Source organism: Streptococcus sp. NLN76 (genome assembly GCF_015686645.1).
In the GTDB taxonomy this organism is placed as follows: domain Bacteria; phylum Bacillota; class Bacilli; order Lactobacillales; family Streptococcaceae; genus Streptococcus.
On record NZ_JADPMS010000017.1, the window covers coordinates 13625 to 37431 of the forward strand.

The following is a 23807-nucleotide window of genomic DNA, read 5'->3' on the forward strand; positions in this document are numbered from 1 at the left end:
ATGAGTATTAGCGTTCTGCCTCCCATTCCGCATAAAACTGCTCTAAATAGGCCTCTAAAAATTGGTGTCGTCCCTGGGCTAGTTTCTTGGCATAGGCAGTGTTCATGCCGTCTTTGAGCTTGAGGAGTTTTTCATAGAAGTGCAGGATGGCTGTGTCTTGACCGCTACGGTAGTCTTCCAAGCTGAGTTGCTCTCGGGGTTTTCGGTCGGGGTCGTGGATGGGTCTGCCAGAGTGACCAGAGTAGGCCATGGTTCGTGCGATTCCGATAGCCCCTAGGGCATCTAGGCGATCAGCATCTTGGACAACCTGCCCTTCGAGGCTTAAGGAGATAAGGGTTTGGGTGCCTCCCTTGAAGGACATGTATTGGATGATGTGGAGGATATGGTCACGGTCATTAGGAGAAACCCCGTTACGGATTAACCAGTCCTGTACTTTTTGCAGTCCAGCGGCCTCGCTTTCATTTAATTTGGCATCTGCTATATCGTGCAGAAGGGCGGCTAGTTCACAAATAAAGAGATCGGCCCCTTCCTCTTGGGCGATGTGGAGCGCGTTTTGGGTGACCCGGTGGATATGCCACCAATCGTGGCCAGAGGTCTCATCCTTTAATTCTTGCAAGACATAGGCTCTTGCTTTTTCTAGAATGATCGTCTTGTCAGTCATGAGGTTCCTTTCTAGGTGAAAATCTACTTTCTCTCATTAGCATAGCATGTTTGGGTGGGGAAGGGAAGGGTCTGCTTTTATGGAGGAGAGTGATGTATCAGAGTAAACGGTGGCAGTATCAAGTCTTGCAGGAGCGCCCCTTAGTGGGGTATGCGCCAGATATTGGAAGTTTAGATGCTAGGAAGAGTCGTCTTTGCTTTTTATCCTTGACCTGGCGGGATTTGGAGCCCAAAGAGGGGGAGTTCGCTTTTGTGGGTTGGGAGCAGCGTTTGGGTTTCTCCCACCTACGGCAGCGAAGACAACGTTTGGTTTTTCGACTCGTCCTAGATCGTCCTAGTTCTAAGGGGACGTCGGGTTTGCCAGCTTGGATCTTGGAGAAGGTTCCTGCCAAACCCTATATCAGTCCATTTGGAAGAGGTCTAGTTCCGGATTATCATCATCCTTATTTAGCGGCGGCTTATCAGCGTTTGGTCTTGGCTTTGGGGAAAGCTTGGGGGCAGGATGGTCTGGTGGCCTATGTAGAGTTAGGGGGATTGGGCCATTGGGGGGAGTGGCACCAGCTTGCTAACTTGGGACCATTGCCCCAAGGGGAGTTTGCCCAGCGCTTTTACGTAGATCCTTGGCTGCTGGCTTTTCGAGACTGTCATTTTTGTCTGCGGCGTCCTTTTGCTTGGCTGGACTGGGGGAAGTCTTATGGTTTTTATCATGATGAGCTGGGGGATCTGGCTCAGACGCGGGTTTGGCTGGAGGAGTTGATGGGGGGCGGTCCATCGTTTGATGGGGCTCAGATGTGTGGCTTGGGGCAGGCTGGTGTGGAGCGGGTGCTAGGGGGTGAGTGGTCCTCTCATTGTTTGTGGGCGCCGCCAGGACGGGACTTGCTGGCTCAGATGCGAGGGTTGGGTTTGTCTTTTTTGGGGCCAGCTTTGCCTCGGAATTCCGAAACGTTTCAGGCTGTAGCGGCTTGTTTGGGGTATCAGATCTGGTTGCCGCAGGTCCAATTTGTGTCTAGTTTGATGGGGACTTGCCTTATTTTGACTTGGGAGAATAGGGGAGTGGCAGCCTTTCCCTTTGCTTGGTCCGTTTCCCTTAATTGGGAGACTTGGCAGGGGGAGCGGGGGCGAAAGCGGCTGTCTTTGGATTTGACGCGGCTGGTTGCGGGGCAGAGGAGGCGGTGTGTGACTTGGCTTTCCTGGCCCTTGCTGGCTTACAAGTTCTTAAGCTTGAGTATCGAAGATCCGATGATCAAAAAACCTCTTTGGATTTTTTCTCAAAAAGGGGAAAAGTGGGCTGGAGGCTTGCTTCTATAGGCTTGGAGTGTTTTCATACCAAAGGAAAAATGGTAAAATAGGGGACAAGAACAAGGGGGAGCAGGATGTCAAAAGAAGAGAATTTAACAGGGGCCCAGGTTGTTGCCCTTACGAGAGAATATTTATCACCTGAGGATGTGGCCTTCGTTCAAAAAGCCTTGATTTATGCAATTGATCGCCATAGTGGTCAGTTCCGTAAGTCTGGTGAGCCTTATATCATTCATCCGATTCAGGTTGCTGGAATTTTAGCCAAATTGAAGTTGGACGCGGTAACCGTGGCTTGTGGTTTCCTACACGATGTGGTGGAGGATACAGTTGTGTCCTTGGACAATTTGGAGCGTGAATTTTCCAAAGAGGTTCGCCTGATTGTGGATGGCGTGACCAAATTGGGGAAGGTGGAGTACAAGTCTCATGAGGAGCAGTTGGCTGAGAACCACCGTAAGATGTTGATGGCCATGTCTCAGGATATGCGCGTGATTTTGGTGAAGCTGGCCGACCGCTTGCACAATATGCGAACTCTTAAGCATTTGCGCAAGGACAAGCAGGAACGGATTTCCCGTGAGACTATGGATATTTACGCACCCTTGGCCCATCGTTTGGGGATTTCTAGCGTCAAGTGGGAGCTGGAAGATTTATCCTTCCGCTATTTGAATGAGGTTGAATTTTATAAGATTACCCATTTGATGAAAGAAAAACGGCGAGAACGGGAAGCGCTCGTGGATGAAGTGGTTGCTAAAATCACTAAGTACGCAGCCGAGCGGAATTTGGATGGTCAGATTTATGGTCGTCCCAAACATATTTATTCCATCTACCGTAAAATGCAGGATAAGAAAAAGCGTTTCGAAGAAATCTATGACCTCATCGCTATTCGCTGTATTTTAGAAACACCGAGCGAAGTTTATGCCATGTTGGGGTATGTCCATGAACTATGGCGGCCAATGCCGGGACGTTTTAAAGATTATATCGCCAATCCAAAGGCTAACGGTTATCAGTCTATCCATACGACTGTCTATGGTCCCAAAGGGCCGATTGAGTTTCAAATCCGGACTCAGGAAATGCATGAAGTTGCCGAGTACGGGGTTGCGGCTCACTGGGCTTATAAAAAAGGGATTAAGGGCAAGGTTGACAGTAAAGAATCCGCTATTGGTATGAACTGGATTAGCGAGATGATGGACTTGCAAGAGCAATCTGGGGATGCCAAGGAATTTGTGGATACGGTTAAACAAGACTTTCTGGCGGAAGAAATTTATGTCTTTACACCAGACGGTGCGGTCCGTGCCCTCCCCAAAGATTCCGTGCCAATCGATTTTGCCTATGAAATCCACACCAAGGTTGGGGAAAAGGCTACTGGTGCAAAAGTGAATGGCCGGATGGTGCCATTGACCACCAAACTTAAGACTGGAGATCAGGTGGAAATCATCACCTCAGCCAATTCCTTTGGTCCAAGTCGTGACTGGATTAACATTGTTAAAACCAGCAAGGCCCGCAACCGCATTCGTCAGTTCTTCAAGAATCAAGATAAGGCCTTGTCGATTGATAAGGGACGGGAGCTCTTGGTGGAGCAATTCCAGCAGCATGATATGCAGGCCAATCAGTTTTTGGATAAGAAACACTTGGATGTCTATTTGGAAAAATCTAGCTACAAGTCTGAAGAGGCCCTTTATGCAGCCATTGGATTTGGGGAAGCCTCTGCCATTTCTGTCTTTAACCGCTTGACGGAAAAAGAACGCCGAGAGATTGAACGCGAGAAGGCACGTGCCCAAGCTGAAGAACTCCTTCAAGGTGGGGAAATCAAGAGTGATAAGCCTGCCAACACCAAGTCTAGACAGGAAGAAGGAGTTTCTGTGAAAGGTGCACCGGGCCTGCTCATCCGGATGGCCAAGTGTTGTAACCCTGTTCCGGGTGATGCCATTGTTGGTTATATCACCAAGGGACGTGGGGTTGCGGTTCACCGCGAAGACTGTATGAACCTGCGTTCGCAAGAAAACTATGAACAAAGACTCTTGGATGTTGAGTGGGAGAGTACTGGCTCAGGCCATAAGGAATATACCGCTAATATTGATATCTACGGCCTCAATCGGACAGGTCTGCTCAATGATGTCTTGCAGGTGCTTTCCAATTCAACCAAGAATATTTCCATGTTTAATGCTCAACCATCCAAGGATATGAAATTCGCCACCATCCACGTTTCCTTTGGTATTTCAAGTTTAGCCAACTTGACCACGGTCGTGGATCGGATCAAGAATGTTCCGGATGTGTATTCTGTTAAAAGGACAAATGGATAGGAGCTGTTTATGCGGGTTGTATTACAGCGAGTAAAGGAAGCCTCTGTTTCCATTGATGGGGAAGTTCAAGCTGCCATTGGCACTGGCTTTCTCTTGTTGGTAGGGATTGGTCCTGCTGATACTGCGGATGATCTAGCCTATATTTGTCGGAAGGTCGTCAATATGCGAATTTTTTCCGATGACCTAGGGAAAATGAATTGTTCCATTCAGGATGTTGGAGGCGCCATCTTATCCGTTTCCCAATTCACTCTTTTCGCCCAAACTAAAAAAGGCAATCGCCCTGCCTTTACCGGGGCAGCCCAACCAGATTTGGCCAAGTCCCTTTATGAGGACTTTAACCAGCTCTTAGCGGACTTTGTTCCTGTTGAAACAGGTGTTTTTGGGGCGGATATGCAGGTGGCTCTGGTGAATGATGGGCCAGTGACTATTTTACTGGACAGTAAAAATCCTTAGGGGGTTATGATGGAGAAAATGACGATGGCCCAATTGGGGGCCTTGCTGGATGAGAAAGAAGTGGCTGTGTTAGATGTTCGAGATCGCGAAGACTTCGCTCCTCGACACTTTGAGGGTTCTCTCAATATTCCCGAACCCGAATTGGCAGATCGCTTAGACCAATTGGACGTGAACACAGTCTATCATGTAGTCTGTACCAAGGGGATCCGAGCTGAGCGTGCTAGTGCTCTCTTACAGAAACAAGGCTATCAGGTCGTTCAGATTGTAGATGGCTGGGCTACTTATGAAAGATGAAAAATCCCGTCAAGTCGAAAAAGGACTTGACGGGATTTTTGGGGTTCAATGCTAGCTAAGGGGCTCTGCATAGAGTTGGTCTGCGCTATACTCTTTTAGACTCATTGAATTTCAAAATCTGACTTTGTCAAGCCTCTTCGCCGAACTCATTGATTGCGTGTCTTGCACGCTTCATTGACAAAATTCAACAGGTCTTCCAGACCCGTTGAACTATCGTCATCAGATTGATGGCAAGCGATGCTTGCTTCATTACCTATTAAATTGTAATCCAATTCCTGGATTACAATTCGTTTCAGATTTCGAACTGTTTCGAGTATAAATTTAGAGGAAGGACGAGTTTTTTATCTGGAAATTGAAGTTCCACTGTCTGCAAGAAGTCTTCGCTCAGCCTTATTCAGTATGTTGTTCGACTTCTTTTTGAGCCGAAACACCCTGATTAAGGAGGCTTTGAATAATGGTTTTGTCGCGAAGTTTGACAGAATCATTGATACTGTTGGCCGATTCAACGATGGTTTGTTCCAGTTGAGCCCGTTTTTGTCTACCGTCTTCGATGGCTTGGATAATTTGTTGATTTTGCACGACTAAACTTTCGGCCAGCTTTGTCACAGCCTGGACACTCATGGTTGGATTTTGAGCGGTCCGTTCCAAGGCTGGAATGGCTTCCTTGCTGGTTTCTGCTAGAAGCTCTAGGGCCGCATTATTGGCATTGGTAATGGCATCGGCGGTCATACCAGAGCGGACGGATTGTTGGAGAATTCCGAGTTGAGCAATCGATAGTTTCATAGTAGGGATGGTATTGCGACGGAGCATCCCTAATTTTTGCCGCATGTCCGTAGAGACCTTGACCAAGTTCCGCATTTGTGGGGTGGTTGCCCAGGCTACGTATAGGCGGCTAATGTATTCCGTGTGTTGGATTTCGAGCATATTGACCACTTCTGTTAGGTGAGCCAACTGATCGGATTTGACTTGGTAATCGATGCTAGCAGGGTCAAGGCTAGCCACTTCCTGTTGGAGTTGGAAAGCGCGATCGCCAGCTTCTTTTTGGCTGGATTCGATAAAGGCGATGACTCCGACTAGATTTTCGATAGAATTGGTGTTTTCCTCAATTAGCATCTCAGCTGAGACAATGTTGCGGGCCAAGACTTCTTCTTGGTTAACAACAGCTGCGGCCATCCCATCCATTTTTTTCTCGATGCTTTGGGAGTCGAAGTAGAATTCTTGCAGGTTGTTCTTGCCCTGACGGAAGAGTTTTTGCAAGAAATTTGGTTTCTCTTCGAGATCGGCTGGTTTAGCATCTTTATACTTCGCGACGAAGCCGTTTAATTCGCGGTTTGTCTGGCTGAGAATGTCGTCTACTTGTGGGATTTCCAGCTTCTTCTGCTCACTAAGGATTTTATTGACCGTGATGTTGACGTTTTCCACAGCCTCTTGTCCGAAATCCAAAAGGGAATTTTTATCTTCCAAGAATTGGTCTACCAGTTGTGGAGTACGGTCCTGGATAGCAGATTGTTGCTGGGGAGTGAGTTTATCAAAAAACTGCAGGCTGGGTGTGTTGGGATTTCCAGGATCACTGGCTAGGATAATTTCACTGGTCTTGTCCTGTTTGAGGGCCTTGTTCGCAATGTTGTCAATGTCAAAGTTGAAGGATTCGCTCATTTATGTTCTCCTGTTTCGTTTTCAGGGCTTAAAATGCGGAGGCTGATTTCGAAGTCCCGCATGTCGGTTTCGTTTAATTGTTTAAGGGTTTCGTCCAAGAGTAGGTCGAACTGTTCCATAGCCACTTGTGCCTTCTTGAGGCGTTGTTGGGCCTGATAGTAATCTTTTGGATCTTGGTAAATCTTGAGGTAACCATTGAGGATTTCTTGGAAGTTCTTCATCTGGCTTTGGTGGACAGCCATCAATTCTTGCTGGTTGCCACCAGTGGAGTTTTCGATTTTGCGTATAATTTCCTGATGATCCTTTTGGATGTTGAGATAGGTTTCTCGAATTTCTTCAGGAATTGGACCTTCCCATTGGTTATCGTCTATAGGTTCCACATAAGCCTCCTTGAGGCGAAGTTGTTCCTGATAGTCTAGTTGTTTGTATTCTTGGAGTTGGTAGTTGACTTTTTGTTGGTTCTTAGTAGCGGTTTTACTAATGGTATTGTAGCGCTTGAGGCCTAGTTTTTTGCGTAGGTCAATGGCCTCAGCTTGGATTGTTTCCAACCGTTCCAAGGTTGGACCAGCCAATTCCTGGTAGGCCTGGATATCGCCCTTGTCTCGAAAAAAGTCTAGCTGTTTTAAATCGAGGTCCACCTTCTGGATATCCTGACGCAGGTACTCTATTCTTAATTTTTTATTAGAAGAAACATGAATACGGTGGGCAGCGATAAAGAGGAGACTTGGCAGCATTAAAATTTCTAGTGGATCTATCATGGTCGAGAAAAGAAATAGTAAGATGAGTAGGATGGTGATCGCACTGGAATTATAAAAACGACTGTGAAAAAAGGATTTTCTTCTGTTCATATATAACCTCTATCTTCCTAAGAATATTCTAGCAAAAAAAGGGGATTTGTGGGGGAAATGGGTGGAACTTCCGACGGAAGTCTGAGAGGACTGCATAAAAATTGAAAAAATTCCGAAAATTAGGTATAATAGGACGTAAAAACTTCTTAGAGTGTGTCCGAACAGAGTTTTGTTCGTGGATATGCTTGTGAAAACATGTTTAAATCGGATTTATAGTCCAAAAAGCGAACAAGGAATAGAAGTGGACACAAGTAGACGGACTCAGAGTGATTTTACTAGTTAAGTTAGGAAGGTTGAGACTTTTTGTCCCGACCACTCGAAAAAGAGCAGGAGACGAGAAATGACTTCAGTTGTTGTTGTGGGAACCCAATGGGGTGATGAAGGAAAAGGGAAGATTACGGACTTTTTATCTGCGAATGCGGAAGTAATCGCCCGCTATCAAGGTGGTGACAATGCTGGGCACACCATTGTGATTGATGGAAAGAAATACAAATTGCATTTAATCCCGTCAGGAATTTTCTTCCCTGAGAAGATTTCTGTGATCGGAAATGGGATGGTGGTTAATCCCAAGTCCTTGGTGAAAGAATTGCAGTACCTAGCAGAAGAAGGAGTTTCAACCGATAACCTTCGTATTTCTGATCGGGCACATGTAATCTTGCCTTACCACATCTGTTTGGATCAACTGCAAGAAGATGCTAAAGGCGAAAATAAAATCGGGACTACGATTAAAGGAATTGGACCTGCTTATATGGACAAAGCGGCACGGGTTGGAATCCGGATTGCAGACCTCCTAGATCGGGATATTTTCAAGGAACGCCTGCAAATCAACCTTGCTGAGAAAAATCGAATTTTTGAAAAGTTATATGGCGCTGAGGCTTTAGATTTTGAGGAAATCTTTGAAGAATATTATGCCTACGGACAGGAAATCAAGAAGTATGTTACAGACACTTCTGTTATCTTGAATGACGCCTTAGATCAAGGGAAACGGGTTCTCTTTGAAGGTGCACAAGGCGTTATGTTGGACATTGACCAAGGAACCTACCCATTTGTAACCTCTTCCAACCCAGTCGCTGGTGGGGTTACCATCGGATCAGGAGTTGGTCCAAGTAAGATTGACAAGGTAGTAGGTGTCTGCAAGGCCTATACATCACGAGTTGGAGATGGTCCATTCCCAACAGAATTGTTTGATGAAGTCGGTGATCGCATTCGTGAGGTCGGTCATGAATACGGAACAACTACAGGTCGTCCACGTCGTGTTGGTTGGTTTGACTCAGTTGTGATGCGTCATTCCCGTCGTGTTTCAGGGATCACAAACCTTTCCCTTAATTCCATCGATGTCCTCAGCGGCTTGGACACCGTGAAAATTTGTGTGGCTTATGATCTTGATGGTGAGCGCATTGATTACTACCCAGCTAGCTTGGAACAGCTCAAACGTTGCCGTCCAATCTATGAAGAAATGCCAGGTTGGTCTGAAGACATCACAGGCGTTCGCAGCTTGGAAGAATTGCCAGAAAATGCTCGTAACTATGTTCGTCGAATTTCAGAATTGGTGGGTGTTCGGATTTCAACCTTCTCTGTTGGTCCAGGTCGGGAACAAACCAACATTTTAGAAAGTGTTTGGAGTCAATAGGAGCAACCTCGATGGACTATAGTCTAGAAGAAAAAGAAGCCTTCATGCGTGAAGCTCTGGCGGAAGCAGAAAAGGCATTGGCCTTGGAGGAAATTCCCATCGGTTGTGTTCTAGTAAAAGACGGTCAGATTATCGGACGTGGCCACAATGCGCGTGAGACTCTGAATCGTGCCGTTCTTCATGCAGAAATTATGGCAATTGAAGCTGCCAATGCCCATGAGGGGCATTGGCGCCTTTTGGATACAACGTTATTTGTGACCATCGAGCCCTGCGTCATGTGTAGCGGTGCCATTGGCTTGGCTCGAATTCCGCAAGTTGTTTATGGGGCAACCAATCCTAAATTCGGAGCTGCTGGTAGTCTCTATAACATTCTCGAAGATAGCCGCCTCAATCATCGAGTAGAGGTTGAGGTCGGGATTTTGGAAGAAGAGTGTGCAGGGATTATGCAGCGCTTTTTCCGCGAAAGAAGGAAAAAATGAAAAATAAGGCTGGAACTTTCTCCAGTCTTATTTCTGAATGAAAGGCGTTTTATGAAAAAGAAATTTCTAGTTGGCGTACTCCTGGCAACCAGTCTCCTGACTGCCTGCAGCCTTGAAACAACTGTGCGTGAAAAGGGGCAGGAACTCATCGAAAAGGTGGCTAGTTCCAATTCGTCTAGTCAGGCTGACTCAGGAGAAGCTGCCCAGCAAGCCTATCAACCGATGTTGGAGGAAATGAAAGATACATGGGATGTCTTGTCAGGCTTTGGTTCTAATCAGTCTCTGTCCTATGCAATGGTGGATATTGACCAAAATGGTCAGCCTGAACTCTTGCTTGGCTCGAAACACGGGGATGGATCGGTTCGGGTAATGGATCTCTATTATCTCAATAATGGTCAACCGACCTCCCTCCTGCCAGAGTCGGCAGAAAGTATTCAAGTCTTTGAGGGTGGTCAGATCCTTGCCTATCGTTTGAATGGTAGTAAGGGAAAGGTTCAACACTATCAGCTTTCTGCTAAGGGGGGAACAGCACAATTCGTCGAGGAGAAAGAATTCCAGAATGGACAAGACCAGGCCCTAGAAATGTTTCGTCTGGAGAATGAAGTCCCTCTTGAAAACCTCAATTGGGTGCAGCTAACAGATACCAAAGCGAGTCCAGAGAGTTCCACCACAAGTCAAAAATCATCTGGTGACAAGGAAGCCATTGCAGCTGGGGACTTCTCCAGTATCCAAGGAAGCTGGATGAGCGTAAGTGGAAATAGCTTTGAACTTTCTGGTAACAAAATCCTCATGAATGGACAGACCTATACTGCAGCGAGATTTAGAGAAGTGAATGGGGATATAGCCTGGAGCATTGCGGAAGGACAGTCCAGTCCACCGGTATTTGTTTTTGTTCCAGCCGGCCAAGCTCTGAACACCCCAGCTCAATCGTATGAGTCTGACAAAAGCCAAGATCGGATTTATCTGATGCCGCAATACGCAGCGCCGCAGGCAGAGATGGAAGAAAACATCTATTATCGTCGTTAGCCTGGGGATTTAAGACTAAAGGAAGAAAAATAGTCGACAAAAAGCAAAATTGTGGTATAATACTTAGTGGAGCAACAGTCTTGCGTGAAGCGGGTCAGGGGAGGAATCCAGCAGCCCTAAGCGATGTAGATTGTGTGCTCTTTTTGTGTGTCTTGAAAAGATTGGTCATCTTGTATACTCTTAATACTCTTTTAGACTCATTGCATTTCAAACATACTAAGCTTTTCAATAGTATAGTAAAAGAATTCAAAAAAAGAGGTTGGAATCAGTTTCCAGCCTCTTTTTTCTTATGATATCAGGTCACCGTTTCTTGTTCAGCTTCTTCCGGATGAGTGTCTAGGTCGGTTGCAGATTTAAAGACCAAGAGCCAGTCCCCGTTTTCTTGTTTGACAAAGGTCAAGGTTACGGATCGGTAATCATCGTATAGGCTGCTCTCGTAGTAAGCCGTTTTCGTTTGGAATCTTTGGGTGTCAGTTTCGGCGGTGCCGTCACTGGTTGAAGTTGGTTCGCCAAAGCGAGAGATGACATCTTTTAGATTGGTTCCACCAGCTCCCGTAGCACCATCTCCGAGAACAAGGTCATCATAATCTTTTTGGGTCCATATGAATTCGGATTCTGTATAAGCCTCGTCATCTTCTAGATAAGTCTCATAGTTTGTGTAGATTTCTTTTACGATTGCCTCATAAACCGATTGTGTCATCAAAAAAATACCGATGGCTGACACCGCTAAGGCAGTACTTACGATGCCCAAAGCCTTCTTGTTTTTCCAGTTGTTATACAGTTCAATGATTCCAAGAACCAGAGCAATAAGGGCGAGGATACAAGAAATGTAATTTAAAAAAGGAACCCATGAGCCCAGTAAGGCGAGGACCGCTAGGGTTAGTGCAATAATCCCTAAAACATGGGATTCGGGTTTCTGATCCATAATGTTCTCCTAAATAGTCTTTTTCGTTTTGTGTAAAACCTAAGTTTAGTATAGCAAAGTTTTCATTTTTACCAAAAGAATGTTTCCTAAAAAAATGGCCTATCTCCTGTGAGGGGAGGAGTGCTCATTGCTTTTCAATCCAAGAGTGAACACTTGTCTGTGTAACTCTTGGTCTTTTTTGATTGAAAATGTAAGCGTATACTTTAATTACGGCAGAACAATTAGGAAAGGAGTCGTAAGATGAATATCATTATTAATATTCTCAATTGGTTCTCGCAGAACATTCTGCAAAATCCGGCCTTCTTCGTAGGTCTCCTCGTTTTAGTAGGATATGCCCTTTTGAAGAAACCAGGCCATGAGGTTTTTGCAGGTTTCGTTAAGGCCACGGTCGGCTACATGATTTTGAACGTCGGCGCTGGTGGTCTGGTTACAACCTTCCGTCCTATCTTGGCAGCTTTGAACTATAAGTTCCAGATTGGTGCGGCGGTTATTGATCCTTACTTTGGTTTGACCGCAGCCAATACAAAAATTGCGGAAGACTTCCCGGACTTTGTCGGAGCAGCTACAACAGCGCTTTTGATTGGGTTCGGAGTTAATATCCTCTTGGTAGCTCTTCGGAAGATTACCAAAGTGCGGACTTTGTTCATCACAGGGCACATCATGGTGCAACAAGCGGCTACCATTTCCTTGATTGTTCTACTCTTGGTTCCGCAATTGCGCAACAGCTGGGGTGTCTTGGCTATCGGTGTGATTTGTGGTCTCTATTGGGCAGTTAGCTCAAATATGACGGTTGAAGCCACTCAACGTTTGACTGGCGGTGGAGGATTTGCCATCGGTCACCAACAACAATTTGCGATTTGGTTTGTGGATAAGGTAGCTCCTTTCTTCGGGAAGAAAGAAGAGAACTTGGACAACTTGAAGTTGCCTAAATTCCTCTCCATTTTCCACGATACCGTAGTAGCCTCTGCGACGTTGATGTTGGTCTTCTTTGGCGCTATTCTTGCAGTCTTGGGTCCAGAAATCATGTCCAATGCGGAAGTCATCACTTCTGGTACTGTCTATGTAGCTGAGAAGCAATCCTTCTTCATGTACATTATTCAGACTGCCTTTACCTTCTCTGTTTACCTCTTCATTTTGATGCAGGGTGTACGGATGTTCGTATCGGAGTTGACCAATGCCTTCCAAGGTATCTCAAGCAAACTATTGCCAGGTTCCTTCCCAGCGGTCGACGTTGCAGCTTCTTATGGATTTGGATCTCCAAATGCAGTGCTTTCAGGATTTGCCTTTGGTCTCCTTGGCCAATTGGTAACCATTGTCCTCTTGATTGTCTTCAAGAACCCAGTCTTGATTATCACAGGTTTTGTACCGGTCTTCTTCGACAACGCAGCCATTGCAGTTTATGCAGATAAGCGTGGTGGTTGGAAGGCAGCCCTCACTCTTTCCTTCATCTCTGGTATTATCCAGGTTGCGGTTGGAGCGATTGCGGTTTCCCTTCTCGGATTGGCGTCTTATGGTGGATACCACGGAAACATCGACTTTGATATTCCATGGGTACCATTCGCTTACATGTTCAAATATCTCGGTATTATCGGTTTTGCCTTGGTCTGCCTCTTCTTCTTGATCATTCCTCAATTGCAATTTGCGAAAGCGAAAGATAAAGAAGCGTATTATGCAGGTCAAATTCCTTCAGAAGATTAAAAAATAAAGGAGAATCATTATGGTTAAAGTATTAACAGCTTGCGGAAACGGTATGGGATCCAGCATGGTTATTAAAATGAAGGTTGAAAATGCCCTTCGTGGTCTTGGTCAATCAGACTTCACTGTGAACTCTTGTAGTGTTGGTGAGGCAAAAGGGTTGGCATCTGGTTATGATATTGTAATTGCTTCTATCCACTTGGTAAATGAGTTGGAAGGACGTACGAATGGCCACATTATCGGCTTGGATAACCTAATGGATGACGCAGAAATTAAAGAAAAATTGTCACAAGTTCTTTAATCACAGTTACACAAAGGGAGCACGGAGAATTCTCCTGCTCCCTCTTTTATAGTAGGAGGTACCAGCATGAACCTAACACAAGCTTTGACAGAAAACAATTCCATTCGCCTCGGTTTGAGTGCCAATACTTGGCAAGAAGCTGTTCGTCTTTCGATTGATCCGTTGATTGAGAGTGGGGCGGTTAAGGAAGAATATTACCATGCCATTATTGAATCCACAGAAGAATATGGTCCCTACTATATTTTGATGCCAGGGATGGCTATGCCGCACGCGCGTCCAGAAGCTGGTGTCAATCGGGATTCCTTCTCGTTGATTACCTTGACAGAGCCCGTTACTTTCTCAGATGGCAAAGAAGTGCAAGTGCTCTTGGCCTTGGCTGCAACAAGTTCTGAAATCCATACCAGCGTGGCAATCCCACAAATCATTGCCCTCTTTGAATTGGAAAATTCCATTGAACGTTTGAGCAACTGCCAAAGCCCAGAAGATGTTCTAGCGATGATTGACGAATCTAAAAATAGTCCTTATCTGGAAGGTCTGGACTTGAATAGCTAAGAGACCAAATGTCACTGTTGAAATAAAGGAATAAAAGGAGAGAGAAATGACACAAATTCCAAATTTACAAGTTGCCTTGGACCACTCAGACTTGCAAGGAGCTATTAAAGCCGCTGTTTCTGTTGGTCATGAAGTCGATATTATTGAAGCTGGAACGGTCTGTTTGTTGCAGGTTGGAAGTGAATTGGTAGAAGTGCTGCGTAATTTATTCCCTGATAAAGTTATTGTTGCGGATACAAAATGTGCGGATGCTGGAGGAACTGTGGCAGCCAACAATGCCAAACGCGGTGCGGACTGGATGACTTGTATCTGTAGCGCAACGATTCCAACGATGGAAGCCGCTTTGAAAGCGATCAAAGAGGTTCGTGGGGACAAGGGTGAAATCCAAATTGAACTGTATGGTGATTGGACCTATGAGCAGGCACAACTTTGGCTTGATGCAGGCATTTCTCAAGCAATTTATCACCAATCTCGTGATGCCCTTCTTGCTGGGGAAACTTGGGGTGAGAAGGATTTGACCAAGGTTAAGAAATTGATCGACATGGGCTTCCGAGTTTCTGTGACAGGTGGCTTGGATATCGATACCTTGAAACTCTTTGAAGGAATTGATGTCTACACCTTCATCGCTGGTCGTGGAATTACAGAGGCTGCGAATCCTGCTCAAGCGGCGCGTGAATTTAAGGATGAAATTCGTCGGATTTGGGGGTAAGTTATGACACGTCCAATCGGTATTTATGAAAAAGCAACACCGAAGCACTTTACTTGGAAGGAACGTTTGGAATTTGCCAAGGAACTTGGTTTTAACTTTGTGGAAATGTCTGTGGACGAATCGGATGACCGCCTAGCTCGCTTAGACTGGAGCAAGGAAGAGCGTTTGGAAGTGGTGAAGGCCATTTATGAAACTGGGATTCGGATTCCGACCATCTGCTTCTCAGGTCACCGTCGTTACCCTCTGGGGTCTAATGATCCTGTACTGGAGGCGAAGTCCTTGGAAACCATGCAGGCTTGTATCGAATTGGCTCAAGATTTAGGTGTTCGGGTCATTCAGCTAGCAGGCTATGACGTTTATTACGAAGAAAAATCGCCAGAAACTCGGAGACGTTTCTTGAAAAACCTTCGCCAGGCTTGTACTTGGGCCGAACAAGCTCAAGTGATGTTGGCCATTGAGATTATGGATGATCCATTTATTAACAGTATTGAGAAGTACTTGGCGATTGAAAAGGAAATCAATTCTCCCTACCTCTTTGTTTATCCAGACACAGGGAATGTATCAGCTTGGCACAATGACCTGTATTCAGAGTTCCTCTTGGGACATAACTCGATTGCTGCGCTTCATTTGAAGGACACCTATCCAGTAACAGAGACAAGTAAGGGGCAATTCCGTGATGTTCCTTTTGGTCAAGGTTGTGTGGACTGGGAGGAAGTCTTCCGTGTTCTAAAAGATACCAATTACCAAGGTCCATTCCTGATTGAAATGTGGTCCGAGAATTGTGAGACAGTAGAGGAGACTAGGGCTGCGATTCAAGAAGCTCAAGCCTTCCTATACCCATTAATTGAGAAAGCAGGTCTTTAATGTTATTACCAGAATTACGACAACGGGTGTATGAGGCGAATATTGCACTGCCTAAGCATGGTTTGGTTAAATTTACCTGGGGAAACGTTTCGGCGATTGACCGTGAGGCAGGGTTGATTGTGATCAAGCCAAGTGGTGTCGACTATGATTTGTTGTCACCCGAAAACATGGTGGTCACTGATTTAGATGGTAAGGTTGTCGAAGGAGATTTAAACCCTTCTTCTGACCTAGCTACCCACGTTGAACTCTATAAGGCCTTCCCAGCAATCGGTGGGGTGGTTCATACACACTCGACAGAAGCTGTTGGCTGGGCCCAGGCTGGCCGTGACATTCCTTTTTATGGAACAACTCATGCCGATTACTTCTATGGGCCAATCCCAGCAGCGCGTTCGCTCACAGAGGATGAAATCAATCGGGCCTATGAAATGGAAACTGGAACGGTTATTATCGAGACCTTCCGGGAGCGTGAATTGGATCCGATGGCGGTTCCGGGGATTGTGGTCCGCAATCATGGTCCGTTCACATGGGGCAAATCGCCTGAGGAAGCGGTTTATCATAGTGTCGTTCTAGAAGAAGTTGCGAAAATGGCGCGCTTTACGGAGACGATAAATCCTAAAGTTGAGGAAGCACCTCAGTTCTTGATGGACAAACACTATCTTCGCAAACATGGTCCCAATGCCTACTATGGTCAGAAGGGCCAATCTCATTAAGAAATTGACATGAAATAGATGAAAGCGGGATTGGGACAAGGGTCCTGATCCCGTTCAATTTTTTTGAAATCCCTTTCCAAGAGTGGTAGAATACTTCATATAAGTTTTATATACTCTTTTAGTTTATCTTTTATTACTGTGTTAGCTCGTCTTGCCGTACTTCAGTACTGTCTGCGACTCGCTGCCTTGTACTAAAATCAAACTAAAAGACTATAAAAGTTGTATGAATATCGTGGTTCTTTCTTTGGTGGTTGGAACGGGAATCATATTGTTAGAGACTGGTTCTATGGTTGGTGACCAGTGAAGAAATTGGAGGAAATTGAAGCCATGGCCATCGATAAAAGTAGTAGTGCCCTCTTACAGCATCTGTTGCATCTAACAACACCGGAAACGATTTCAGATATTGCCAAGCATCTGGGGCAGTCTCGACGAAAAATCTACTACCATCTAGATAAAATCAATGAGGCTTTGCCAGATCACACCACTCCCTTGGTTCCCCGTTCACGGATTGGTTTACTTTTAAATCAAGAGCAGAAGGACGCTTGCCAACATTTGCTGGATCGTATTGATTCCTATTCTTATGTTTTGAATAGTCAGGAACGGATTCAGCTCCTGACCCTTTACATTGCTATTTCCACTGAGCGCGTGACCATTGAGAAGATGCAGCAGCTGATTGAAGTGTCTCGTAACACCGTTCTCAGCGACCTTAGTGAAATGCGCCGCCTTCTTCGGTTGGATCAGTTCCAACTAACCTTGATGACGACCAAAGCCCAAGGGTACGTTCTGCGAGCTGAACCTTTCGCCAAGGTGCAATATATTTACCATTTGCTCTATAGTGTTTTTTCGGATGGAGCTGCGCCTTTTCTTTCGATTTTAAAAGAAAAATTAAACTTAGTAGACCTATTGAATGACTTTGAGGAAATTGCTAGACAGGAATGGACGCATTTGGAAAAAATTGTCGGCAAGCGGATTAATCGCCAAGAGCTGACATCTCTGACACAAATTCTTCCTTGTCTCTTGCAAGCCTATCGCAACATGAACTTGGATACGGATCAAAAAGAGCTTTTGCAAGCGGATTTTGCCCAGGTCCGTGAACGCGTAGAATACAAGGCTGCTCAACACTTGGCGTCCTGCTTGGCCGAAGAAAAGAATATTCAGTTGGACTGTATTGAATTGGAGGTTTTAACCATCCTTCTGCTGTCCTATCGTAAGGATACTGATTTACATGCAACCAGTGAGGACTTCGAAGACTTGCGAACGACTTTGGAACATTATATTTGGTATTTTCAAAATCAATCTAAGTATATCGTCGGCAAACCGGAAGAACTCCTCAACCAGCTGACCATGCACTTTAAAGCCTTGTTGTTCCGCAAACGCTATGGCATTTTCAGCAAGAATCCCTTGTTGGAGCAGATCAAATGCAAGTACCCGGATCTCTTCGCTTACTGTCGGGTTACTTCAAAAATTTTGGAAGATGCCTGGGATGTTCACTTAACCGAGGATGACATCGCTGACCTCAGTATTCAAATGGGAGGCTCCCTCAAAACTCCTCTGGATAAGGGCCAGGAAATCCTCCACATCTATCTGGTATCTGACGAAGGAGTGGCGATTCAAAAGATGTTACTGAAACAGATTCAGTACCATTTACCAAACGAAATGATTCATGCAGTCTTTACCACCGAACAATACAGGAGTGTAGAAGATCTCATCGAGGTTGATTTAGTCATCACCACTAGTGATGGCTTCGAAGTTGATGCACCAACCCTGCAAGTCTCCCCAATTCTGGAATCCCGTGATATCCATCGCATCCAACAATTCATCCAGGAACCAGGTGGTTTCTCTTCGGGAGTAGAACTCCGTCAGCAATTGGAAAAACTGCTGACACCCTACGTACCCTCCCCGGATGACAGGAAAACCCTCCGTTACCGCATTGAAAAACTCTACGGTCAGCGGATGCATTTGAGTAAGGTTGAGAATTAATGAAGTGATTGGATGTCCCTGGACACCCTCCTTGTGAAAAAAATTCAGTCCAAGAGTGAACACAGTTCTGTGTTCCTTTTGGGCTTTTTTGGAACCGTTTTTAGGGCTATACTGGATGTATAAAAGAAATCGGAGGATATAGCGATGGCGAATGTAAAAGACATTACACGTGAGTCTTGGATTCTTTCAACATTCCCTGAGTGGGGCACATGGTTGAACGAAGAGATTGAAGAAGAAGTGGTTGCGGAAGGTAACTTTGCGATGTGGTGGTTGGGCAACTGTGGTGTTTGGATTAAAACACCTGGTGGTGCCAATGTGGTCATGGATCTTTGGTCTTCTCGTGGAAAATCGACTAAGAAGGTAAAAGATATGGTCTGGGGTCACCAAATGGCCAACATGGCAGGGGTGCGTAAATTGCAACCAAACTTGCGTGTTCAGCCAATGGTGATTGATCCATTTGCAATCAACGAATTGGATTACTACATGGTATCTCATGTGCACAGTGATCACATGGATATTAACACTGCAGCTGCAATCATCAATAATCCAAAATTGGATCATGTTAAATTTGTAGGTCCAGTTGAGTCTGGTGATATTTGGGAAAAATGGGGTGTTCCTGCAGACCGGATTATCCGCATTGCTCCAGGAGATAGCTTTGAGTTCAAAGATATTAAAGTCCACGCTGTTGAGTCTTTCGACCGTACTTGTTTGGTGACCTTGCCGATTGACGGTTACGAAGAAAATGGCGGTAGCTTAGCAGGCCTTCCGGTGACGGATGAATTGATGGCCCGTAAAGCGGTCAACTATGTCTTTGAGACTCCTGGTGGAACCATCTACCATGGTGCGGATTCTCATTTCTCTAACTATTTTGCCAAACATGGACGTGACTTCAAGATTGATGTAGCCATCAACAACTATGGCGACAACCCAATCGGAATCCAAGATAAAATGACTTCAATCGACCTTCTTCGGATGGCGGAAAATCTTGGAGCTGAGGTTATTATTCCGGTTCACTACGATATCTGGTCTAACTTTATGGCATCGACCGATGAAATTCTCCAGCTTTGGAAAATGCGTAAAGAGCGTCTAGATTACAAGTTCCACCCATTCATTTGGGAAGTAGGCGGCAAATACACTTATCCATTGGATAAAGATAAGATCGAGTATCACCACCCACGTGGATTTGATGATTACTTCTTAGAAGACTCCAACATTCAATTTAAGGCGCTTCTATAATAGTTGGGAATTATCCGTATCCATTGCGAGATGCGGATAATTTTCATATAATGGATTTGGTAAAAATTGCTTTAGGATCTCGATTAGAGGAGGACACACATGTCAACATTATCCGTTAATGCTATTCGTTTTTTAGGAATTGATGCGATCGAAAAGTCGAAGTCAGGTCACCCAGGGGTGGTGATGGGCGCAGCTCCAATGGCTTATGAACTATTCACAAAAGAGATGCGTTTGAATCCGGCGCAACCAAATTGGATCAATCGTGATCGCTTTATTCTTTCAGCTGGGCATGGTTCGATGCTCTTATATGCTCTGCTTCATCTCTCAGGATTTGAAGATGTCAGCATGGAAGAAATTAAGAATTTCCGTCAATGGGGTTCGAAGACCCCGGGTCACCCAGAGTATGGGCACACAGCTGGTGTAGATGCTACGACTGGACCGCTTGGACAAGGGATTTCCATGGCTACTGGTTTTGCTCAAGCAGAGCGCTTCTTGGCGGCCAAATACAACCGTGAGGGTTTCCCAATCTTCGACCACTATACTTATGTCATTGCTGGTGATGGGGATTTGATGGAAGGTGTTTCCGCAGAAGCGGCTTCTTATGCAGGTTTGCAAAAACTAGACAAGTTGATTGTTCTTTATGACTCCAATGACATCAACTTAGATGGAGAAACAAAAGATTCCTTCACAGAAGATGTGAAAGGCCGTTACCAAGCCTATGGTTGGCATACGGATTTGGTTGAAGATGGAACAGATGTGGCAGCTATCCAAGCAGCCGTTGCGCGGGCAAAAGAGTCTGGTAAACCATCCTTGATCGAAGTGAAGACTGTCATCGGACATGGTTCTCCAAATAAACAAGGAACCAATGCCGTTCACGGGGCACCTTTAGGGGCTGAAGAAACAGCGGCAACGCGTGCAGCTCTGGGCTGGGACTATGAGGCCTTTGAGGTACCCGCAGAAGTTTATGCAGACTTTAAAGAGAATGTCGTGGACCGTGGACAAGCAGCCTACGCTGAATGGGAAGCTTTAGTAGAAGCTTATAAAGCAGCTCATCCTGACTTAGCAGATGAAGTGACTGCCATCATCGAAGGTCGTGATCCGGTAACCATCAAACCAGAGGATTTCCCTGTTCATGAAGCAGGCTTCTCCCAAGCTACTCGGAACTCCAGCCAAGATGCTCTGAATGCGGCAGCAGCAGTCTTGCCAACTTTCCTTGGAGGATCTGCAGACTTGGCTCATTCCAATATGACCTATATCAAAGCAGATGGTTTGCAAGATGATGCTCATCGTCTCAACCGCAATATTCAATTTGGTGTCCGTGAGTTTGCTATGGGAACGATCTTGAACGGTATGAGCTTGCATGGTGGACTTCGAGTTTACGGAGGAACTTTCTTCGTCTTCTCAGACTACCTCAAAGCAGCGATTCGTTTGGCAGCTCTTCAGGGGCTTCCAGTGACTTATGTCTTCACCCACGATTCTATCGCGGTTGGTGAAGATGGACCAACTCATGAACCAATTGAGCACTTGGCTGGTTTGCGGGCCATGCCGAACCTCAATGTCTTCCGTCCAGCGGATGCGCGTGAGACACAAGCAGCTTGGTACCAAGCGCTTACCAGTGAATCGACCCCAACTGCCCTTGTCTTGACTCGTCAAAACTTGGAAGTTCAAGAAGGGACAGACTTTGACAAGGTGGCGCGTGGTGCTTACGTGGTTTATGAAACGGCTGCAGATTTTGACCGCATTGTCATTGCAACTGGTTCTGAAGTCGAATTGGCTGTGAAAGCTGCCAAAGAATTGGAAGCTGAGGGAGTCAAAGTGCGCGTGGTCAGCATGCCGTCCACTGACGTCTTTGATCAACAAGATGCAGCCTACAAAGAAGAAGTTTTACCAAGTGCCATTCGCAAACGCCTAGCGGTTGAAATGGGAGCAAGCCTGTCTTGGTATAAATATGTTGGACTCGACGGAGATGTTCTAGCCATTGATACCTTTGGAGCATCTGCCCCAGCAGGAAAAGTTCTTGACGAATATGGCTTTAACCTTGAAAATGTGAAAGCAAAAATCTCAGCCCTTTAATGAGTTGAAGCGCCGGCCCTTTGGGCCGGTTTTTGTATGTGACCGACCACTCTCTTCCTTGTCACTAGGGGTATGATTTGATATAGTAGAGTGAATAGAAATAAAGGAGACAACTATGAATTTACAATTTGTTTGGATGCTATTGATCTTTGGAGGAATGTTGTTTTTTATGCAACGTCAGCAAAAAAAACAACAAGCGAAACGCCAAGAACAGATGGCTAGTCTGGCTAAAGGGACAGAAATTGTTACCATCGGTGGGTTATATGGGGTCATCGATGAGATTGACCGTGAAGCCAACAAGATGGTGCTAGATGTAGACGGTGTCTACTTGACCTTTGAATTAACAGCCTTAAAAGCAGTTGTAAATGCACCTCTAAATGCACCTGTAGTGGAAGAAACGGCTGTGGAAGTTGTAGAAGAAGAGGCTTTGGAAGATCCAATTGAAACAAGTGACAAGTAGTGGCACGGTTTATTAATCTTTTGTAATCTTTTCGTAACGGACAGGCGGTCGGATTTTTGCTATACTTTTTTTAGCTAGTTAAGCTAGATTGGTTCGCTACTTGTTTCGTTAATCAGCGAACAACTTAAAGGAGAAATTTACATATGGCATTTACAACTAAGAAAAAATTGGTTACCGGAGTTGCAGTTCTTGGATCTGTAGCGGGAGCATCCGCTTTAGAAGCTCAAGCGGTTACAGCTGAAACACAAGAAGTATCTTTACAAAATAACCAAGTACGTGACATCATCGCGGAAGCAGTTTCTACAACAACTGTTCCAACAATGAATGACCTTACATCTGTTTTCGGTGTAACAGGTACTCATGGGAATGTTTTAGATACATTCGAAGAATTTGCAGAAGAAGCGGTTGTTGAAACTGAAAAGAATCCTTCAGAAAAGAACGCGGCGTTCTCTCAATTGTTGATTGATGCACTTGAAGATTCCGATTTCCGTACTGGCTTGCAAGTTCGTCAAGACGCAGTTTGGCCACGTGAAGCTGCTGTATATGCACAACCAGTTGCGGTTGAGGCTGCAGCTCCAGTTGCTGAAGTTGCACCACTTGCCTTCGAAGCAGTTGCGACTCCAGTAGCTCCTGTAGTTGAAACACCAGCAGCGGAAGCCCCAGTTGTGACACCACTCGTTGAAGCAGCAGCCCCTGTAACGGCAGCAGCTCCAGCAGTTGAAGCCCCAGTTGTGGCAAATCTTGTGGCTAACGAATCAGCAGCTCCAGCGGTTGATGCACCTGTAGCAGCAGCTCCAGCAGCGGAAGCCCCAGTCTCAGACACCCCAGCGACTCCTGAAGCACCAGTTGTTGAGGCTCCAACTCCTGAAGCTCCAAAAGCTGAAGAAAATCCAGCTCCAGCAGCTGACCAAGCAGCCCAACAAGCTGAAGCAGAACGTGTAGCGGCAGAGCAAGCAGAAGCTGAGCGTCAAGCGGCTGAACAGGCTGCAGCACAACAAGCTGAGGCTGAGCGTCAAGCGGCTCAACAAGCGGCTCAAGAAGTTCAAACAGGATCAATCACACCGACTTACAACTACAACACTTCAGGAAGCTACCCTGTTGGTCAATGTACTTGGGGTGTTAAAGTGATGGCGCCTTGGGTTGGCGATTACTGGGGTAACGGCGGTGACTGGGCTGCATCTGCAGCTGCAGCAGGTTTCCGTACTGGTACAACCCCTCAAGTTGGTGCCGTTGCATCTTGGAATGACGGTGGTTACGGACACGTTGCCTACGTTACAGCAGTTGAATCTGAAAATGCTATCCAAGTTTACGAGTCAAACTACAACGGAATCCAACAAATTGGAAACTACCGTGGAACCTTTGACCCTACAACTGCACAAGGTACTGTTACTTACATCTATCCAAACTAAAACAAGTGATAGGACGGCGACTTAGGTTGTCGTTCTTTTTTTTGTTGAAAAACAGAGAAAATGAATGACGATCAGTTCTAAAAAACCACGACAAACGCACGAAAGATTCTAGTAGATTTATTCCCTGCTAGAATCTTTTTTAAATTAGTACTCTTAAAAATTTATCGAATACCATACTCAAATGGAACTTCTTTCGTCTCATACTCATATCTTTACCAACATCAAGATTTCTTAACACACTCAAACAAAATTTG

General features: G+C 45.5%; 22 protein-coding genes and 1 other RNA gene. 19 read left to right on the forward strand and 4 right to left on the reverse strand.

What is annotated here, in order from left to right:
- Positions 1–7: 7 nt before the first annotated feature.
- Positions 8–661, reverse strand: coding sequence for an HD domain-containing protein (locus I1A59_RS04615; RefSeq protein WP_196091642.1), 654 nt, complete (start codon positions 659–661; stop codon positions 8–10).
- A 92-nt stretch (positions 662–753) separates the two neighbouring features.
- Here I1A59_RS04615 and I1A59_RS04620 point away from each other — a divergent pair, with 92 nt between their 5' ends.
- The 4 genes from I1A59_RS04620 (at position 754) to I1A59_RS04635 (ending at position 5000) form a co-directional block, all read left to right on the forward strand.
- Positions 754–1968 (forward strand): hypothetical protein, encoded by a 1215-nt coding sequence (locus I1A59_RS04620; protein WP_196091643.1) that lies wholly within the window; start codon positions 754–756, stop codon positions 1966–1968.
- Positions 1969–2033: 65 nt separating this feature from the next.
- A complete protein-coding gene (locus I1A59_RS04625; protein ID WP_196091644.1) occupies positions 2034–4253 on the forward strand; it encodes a bifunctional (p)ppGpp synthetase/guanosine-3',5'-bis(diphosphate) 3'-pyrophosphohydrolase in 2220 nt (739 codons plus the stop codon).
- 9 nt (positions 4254–4262) lie between these two features.
- Complete coding sequence (dtd, locus tag I1A59_RS04630) at positions 4263–4706, forward strand: D-aminoacyl-tRNA deacylase (protein WP_196091645.1); 444 nt, start codon at positions 4263–4265, stop codon at positions 4704–4706.
- A 6-nt stretch (positions 4707–4712) separates the two neighbouring features.
- A complete protein-coding gene (locus tag I1A59_RS04635; RefSeq protein ID WP_196091646.1) occupies positions 4713–5000 on the forward strand; it encodes a rhodanese-like domain-containing protein in 288 nt (95 codons plus the stop codon).
- A gap of 390 nt (positions 5001–5390) precedes the next feature.
- Here I1A59_RS04635 and I1A59_RS04640 read toward each other — a convergent pair whose 3' ends face one another.
- Positions 5391–6656: a toxic anion resistance protein gene (locus I1A59_RS04640; protein ID WP_196091647.1), complete on the reverse strand. Its 1266-nt coding sequence runs from the start codon at positions 6654–6656 to the stop codon at positions 5391–5393.
- Positions 6653–7504, reverse strand: coding sequence for a hypothetical protein (locus I1A59_RS04645; protein WP_196091648.1), 852 nt, complete (start codon positions 7502–7504; stop codon positions 6653–6655). Before I1A59_RS04645 ends, I1A59_RS04640 begins: the two co-directional genes overlap by 4 nt.
- A 340-nt stretch (positions 7505–7844) precedes the next feature.
- On the opposite strand from I1A59_RS04645, the gene I1A59_RS04650 reads away from it, so the two are divergent.
- From I1A59_RS04650 to ffs, 4 genes are all read left to right on the forward strand, one after another.
- The gene (locus I1A59_RS04650; RefSeq protein ID WP_196091649.1) at positions 7845–9134 is read left to right on the forward strand and encodes an adenylosuccinate synthase; all 1290 of its coding nucleotides are present in this window, start codon (positions 7845–7847) and stop codon (positions 9132–9134) included.
- Positions 9135–9145: 11 nt separating this feature from the next.
- On the forward strand, positions 9146–9613 hold the full coding sequence (gene tadA / locus I1A59_RS04655) for a tRNA adenosine(34) deaminase TadA (protein WP_196091650.1): 468 nt from the start codon (positions 9146–9148) through the stop codon (positions 9611–9613).
- A gap of 51 nt (positions 9614–9664) precedes the next feature.
- Entirely contained in the window at positions 9665–10639 is a 975-nt protein-coding gene (locus tag I1A59_RS04660) for a hypothetical protein (protein ID WP_196091651.1), read from the forward strand.
- Between the two features lie 58 nt (positions 10640–10697).
- Positions 10698–10794: signal recognition particle sRNA small type (gene ffs / locus I1A59_RS04665), an RNA gene on the forward strand.
- 140 nt (positions 10795–10934) lie between these two features.
- On the opposite strand, the gene I1A59_RS04670 is transcribed toward ffs, so the two are convergent.
- Positions 10935–11564: a DUF4190 domain-containing protein gene (locus I1A59_RS04670; RefSeq protein WP_196091652.1), complete on the reverse strand. Its 630-nt coding sequence runs from the start codon at positions 11562–11564 to the stop codon at positions 10935–10937.
- A 240-nt stretch (positions 11565–11804) separates the two neighbouring features.
- Between I1A59_RS04670 and I1A59_RS04675 the strand changes: the two genes are divergently transcribed.
- From I1A59_RS04675 to I1A59_RS09515, 11 genes are all read left to right on the forward strand, one after another.
- Complete coding sequence (locus tag I1A59_RS04675) at positions 11805–13262, forward strand: PTS ascorbate transporter subunit IIC (protein WP_196091653.1); 1458 nt, start codon at positions 11805–11807, stop codon at positions 13260–13262.
- 19 nt (positions 13263–13281) lie between these two features.
- Positions 13282–13560, forward strand: coding sequence for a PTS sugar transporter subunit IIB (locus I1A59_RS04680; protein ID WP_160332611.1), 279 nt, complete (start codon positions 13282–13284; stop codon positions 13558–13560).
- A 66-nt stretch (positions 13561–13626) separates the two neighbouring features.
- On the forward strand, positions 13627–14112 hold the full coding sequence (locus I1A59_RS04685) for a PTS sugar transporter subunit IIA (protein ID WP_196091654.1): 486 nt from the start codon (positions 13627–13629) through the stop codon (positions 14110–14112).
- Between the two features lie 46 nt (positions 14113–14158).
- Positions 14159–14821 carry a 3-keto-L-gulonate-6-phosphate decarboxylase UlaD gene (locus I1A59_RS04690; RefSeq protein WP_196091655.1) on the forward strand — a complete coding sequence of 221 codons (663 nt, stop codon included), beginning with the start codon at positions 14159–14161 and terminating at the stop codon, positions 14819–14821.
- 3 nt (positions 14822–14824) lie between these two features.
- A complete protein-coding gene (locus I1A59_RS04695) occupies positions 14825–15685 on the forward strand; it encodes an L-ribulose-5-phosphate 3-epimerase (RefSeq protein ID WP_196091656.1) in 861 nt (286 codons plus the stop codon).
- Positions 15685–16395: an L-ribulose-5-phosphate 4-epimerase gene (locus I1A59_RS04700; RefSeq protein ID WP_196091657.1), complete on the forward strand. Its 711-nt coding sequence runs from the start codon at positions 15685–15687 to the stop codon at positions 16393–16395. The genes I1A59_RS04695 and I1A59_RS04700 overlap by 1 nt, the downstream gene beginning before the upstream one ends.
- Positions 16396–16722: 327 nt before the next feature.
- Positions 16723–18375 (forward strand): transcription antiterminator, encoded by a 1653-nt coding sequence (locus I1A59_RS04705; RefSeq protein WP_196091658.1) that lies wholly within the window; start codon positions 16723–16725, stop codon positions 18373–18375.
- 144 nt (positions 18376–18519) lie between these two features.
- A complete protein-coding gene (gene ulaG / locus I1A59_RS04710) occupies positions 18520–19611 on the forward strand; it encodes an L-ascorbate 6-phosphate lactonase (RefSeq protein WP_196091659.1) in 1092 nt (363 codons plus the stop codon).
- Positions 19612–19710: 99 nt separating this feature from the next.
- Positions 19711–21684 (forward strand): transketolase, encoded by a 1974-nt coding sequence (gene tkt / locus I1A59_RS04715; protein ID WP_196091660.1) that lies wholly within the window; start codon positions 19711–19713, stop codon positions 21682–21684.
- 115 nt (positions 21685–21799) lie between these two features.
- Positions 21800–22144: a preprotein translocase subunit YajC gene (yajC, locus tag I1A59_RS04720; protein WP_196091661.1), complete on the forward strand. Its 345-nt coding sequence runs from the start codon at positions 21800–21802 to the stop codon at positions 22142–22144.
- Between the two features lie 143 nt (positions 22145–22287).
- Complete coding sequence (locus I1A59_RS09515; protein ID WP_247644762.1) at positions 22288–23553, forward strand: CHAP domain-containing protein; 1266 nt, start codon at positions 22288–22290, stop codon at positions 23551–23553.
- Positions 23554–23807: the final 254 nt, after the last annotated feature.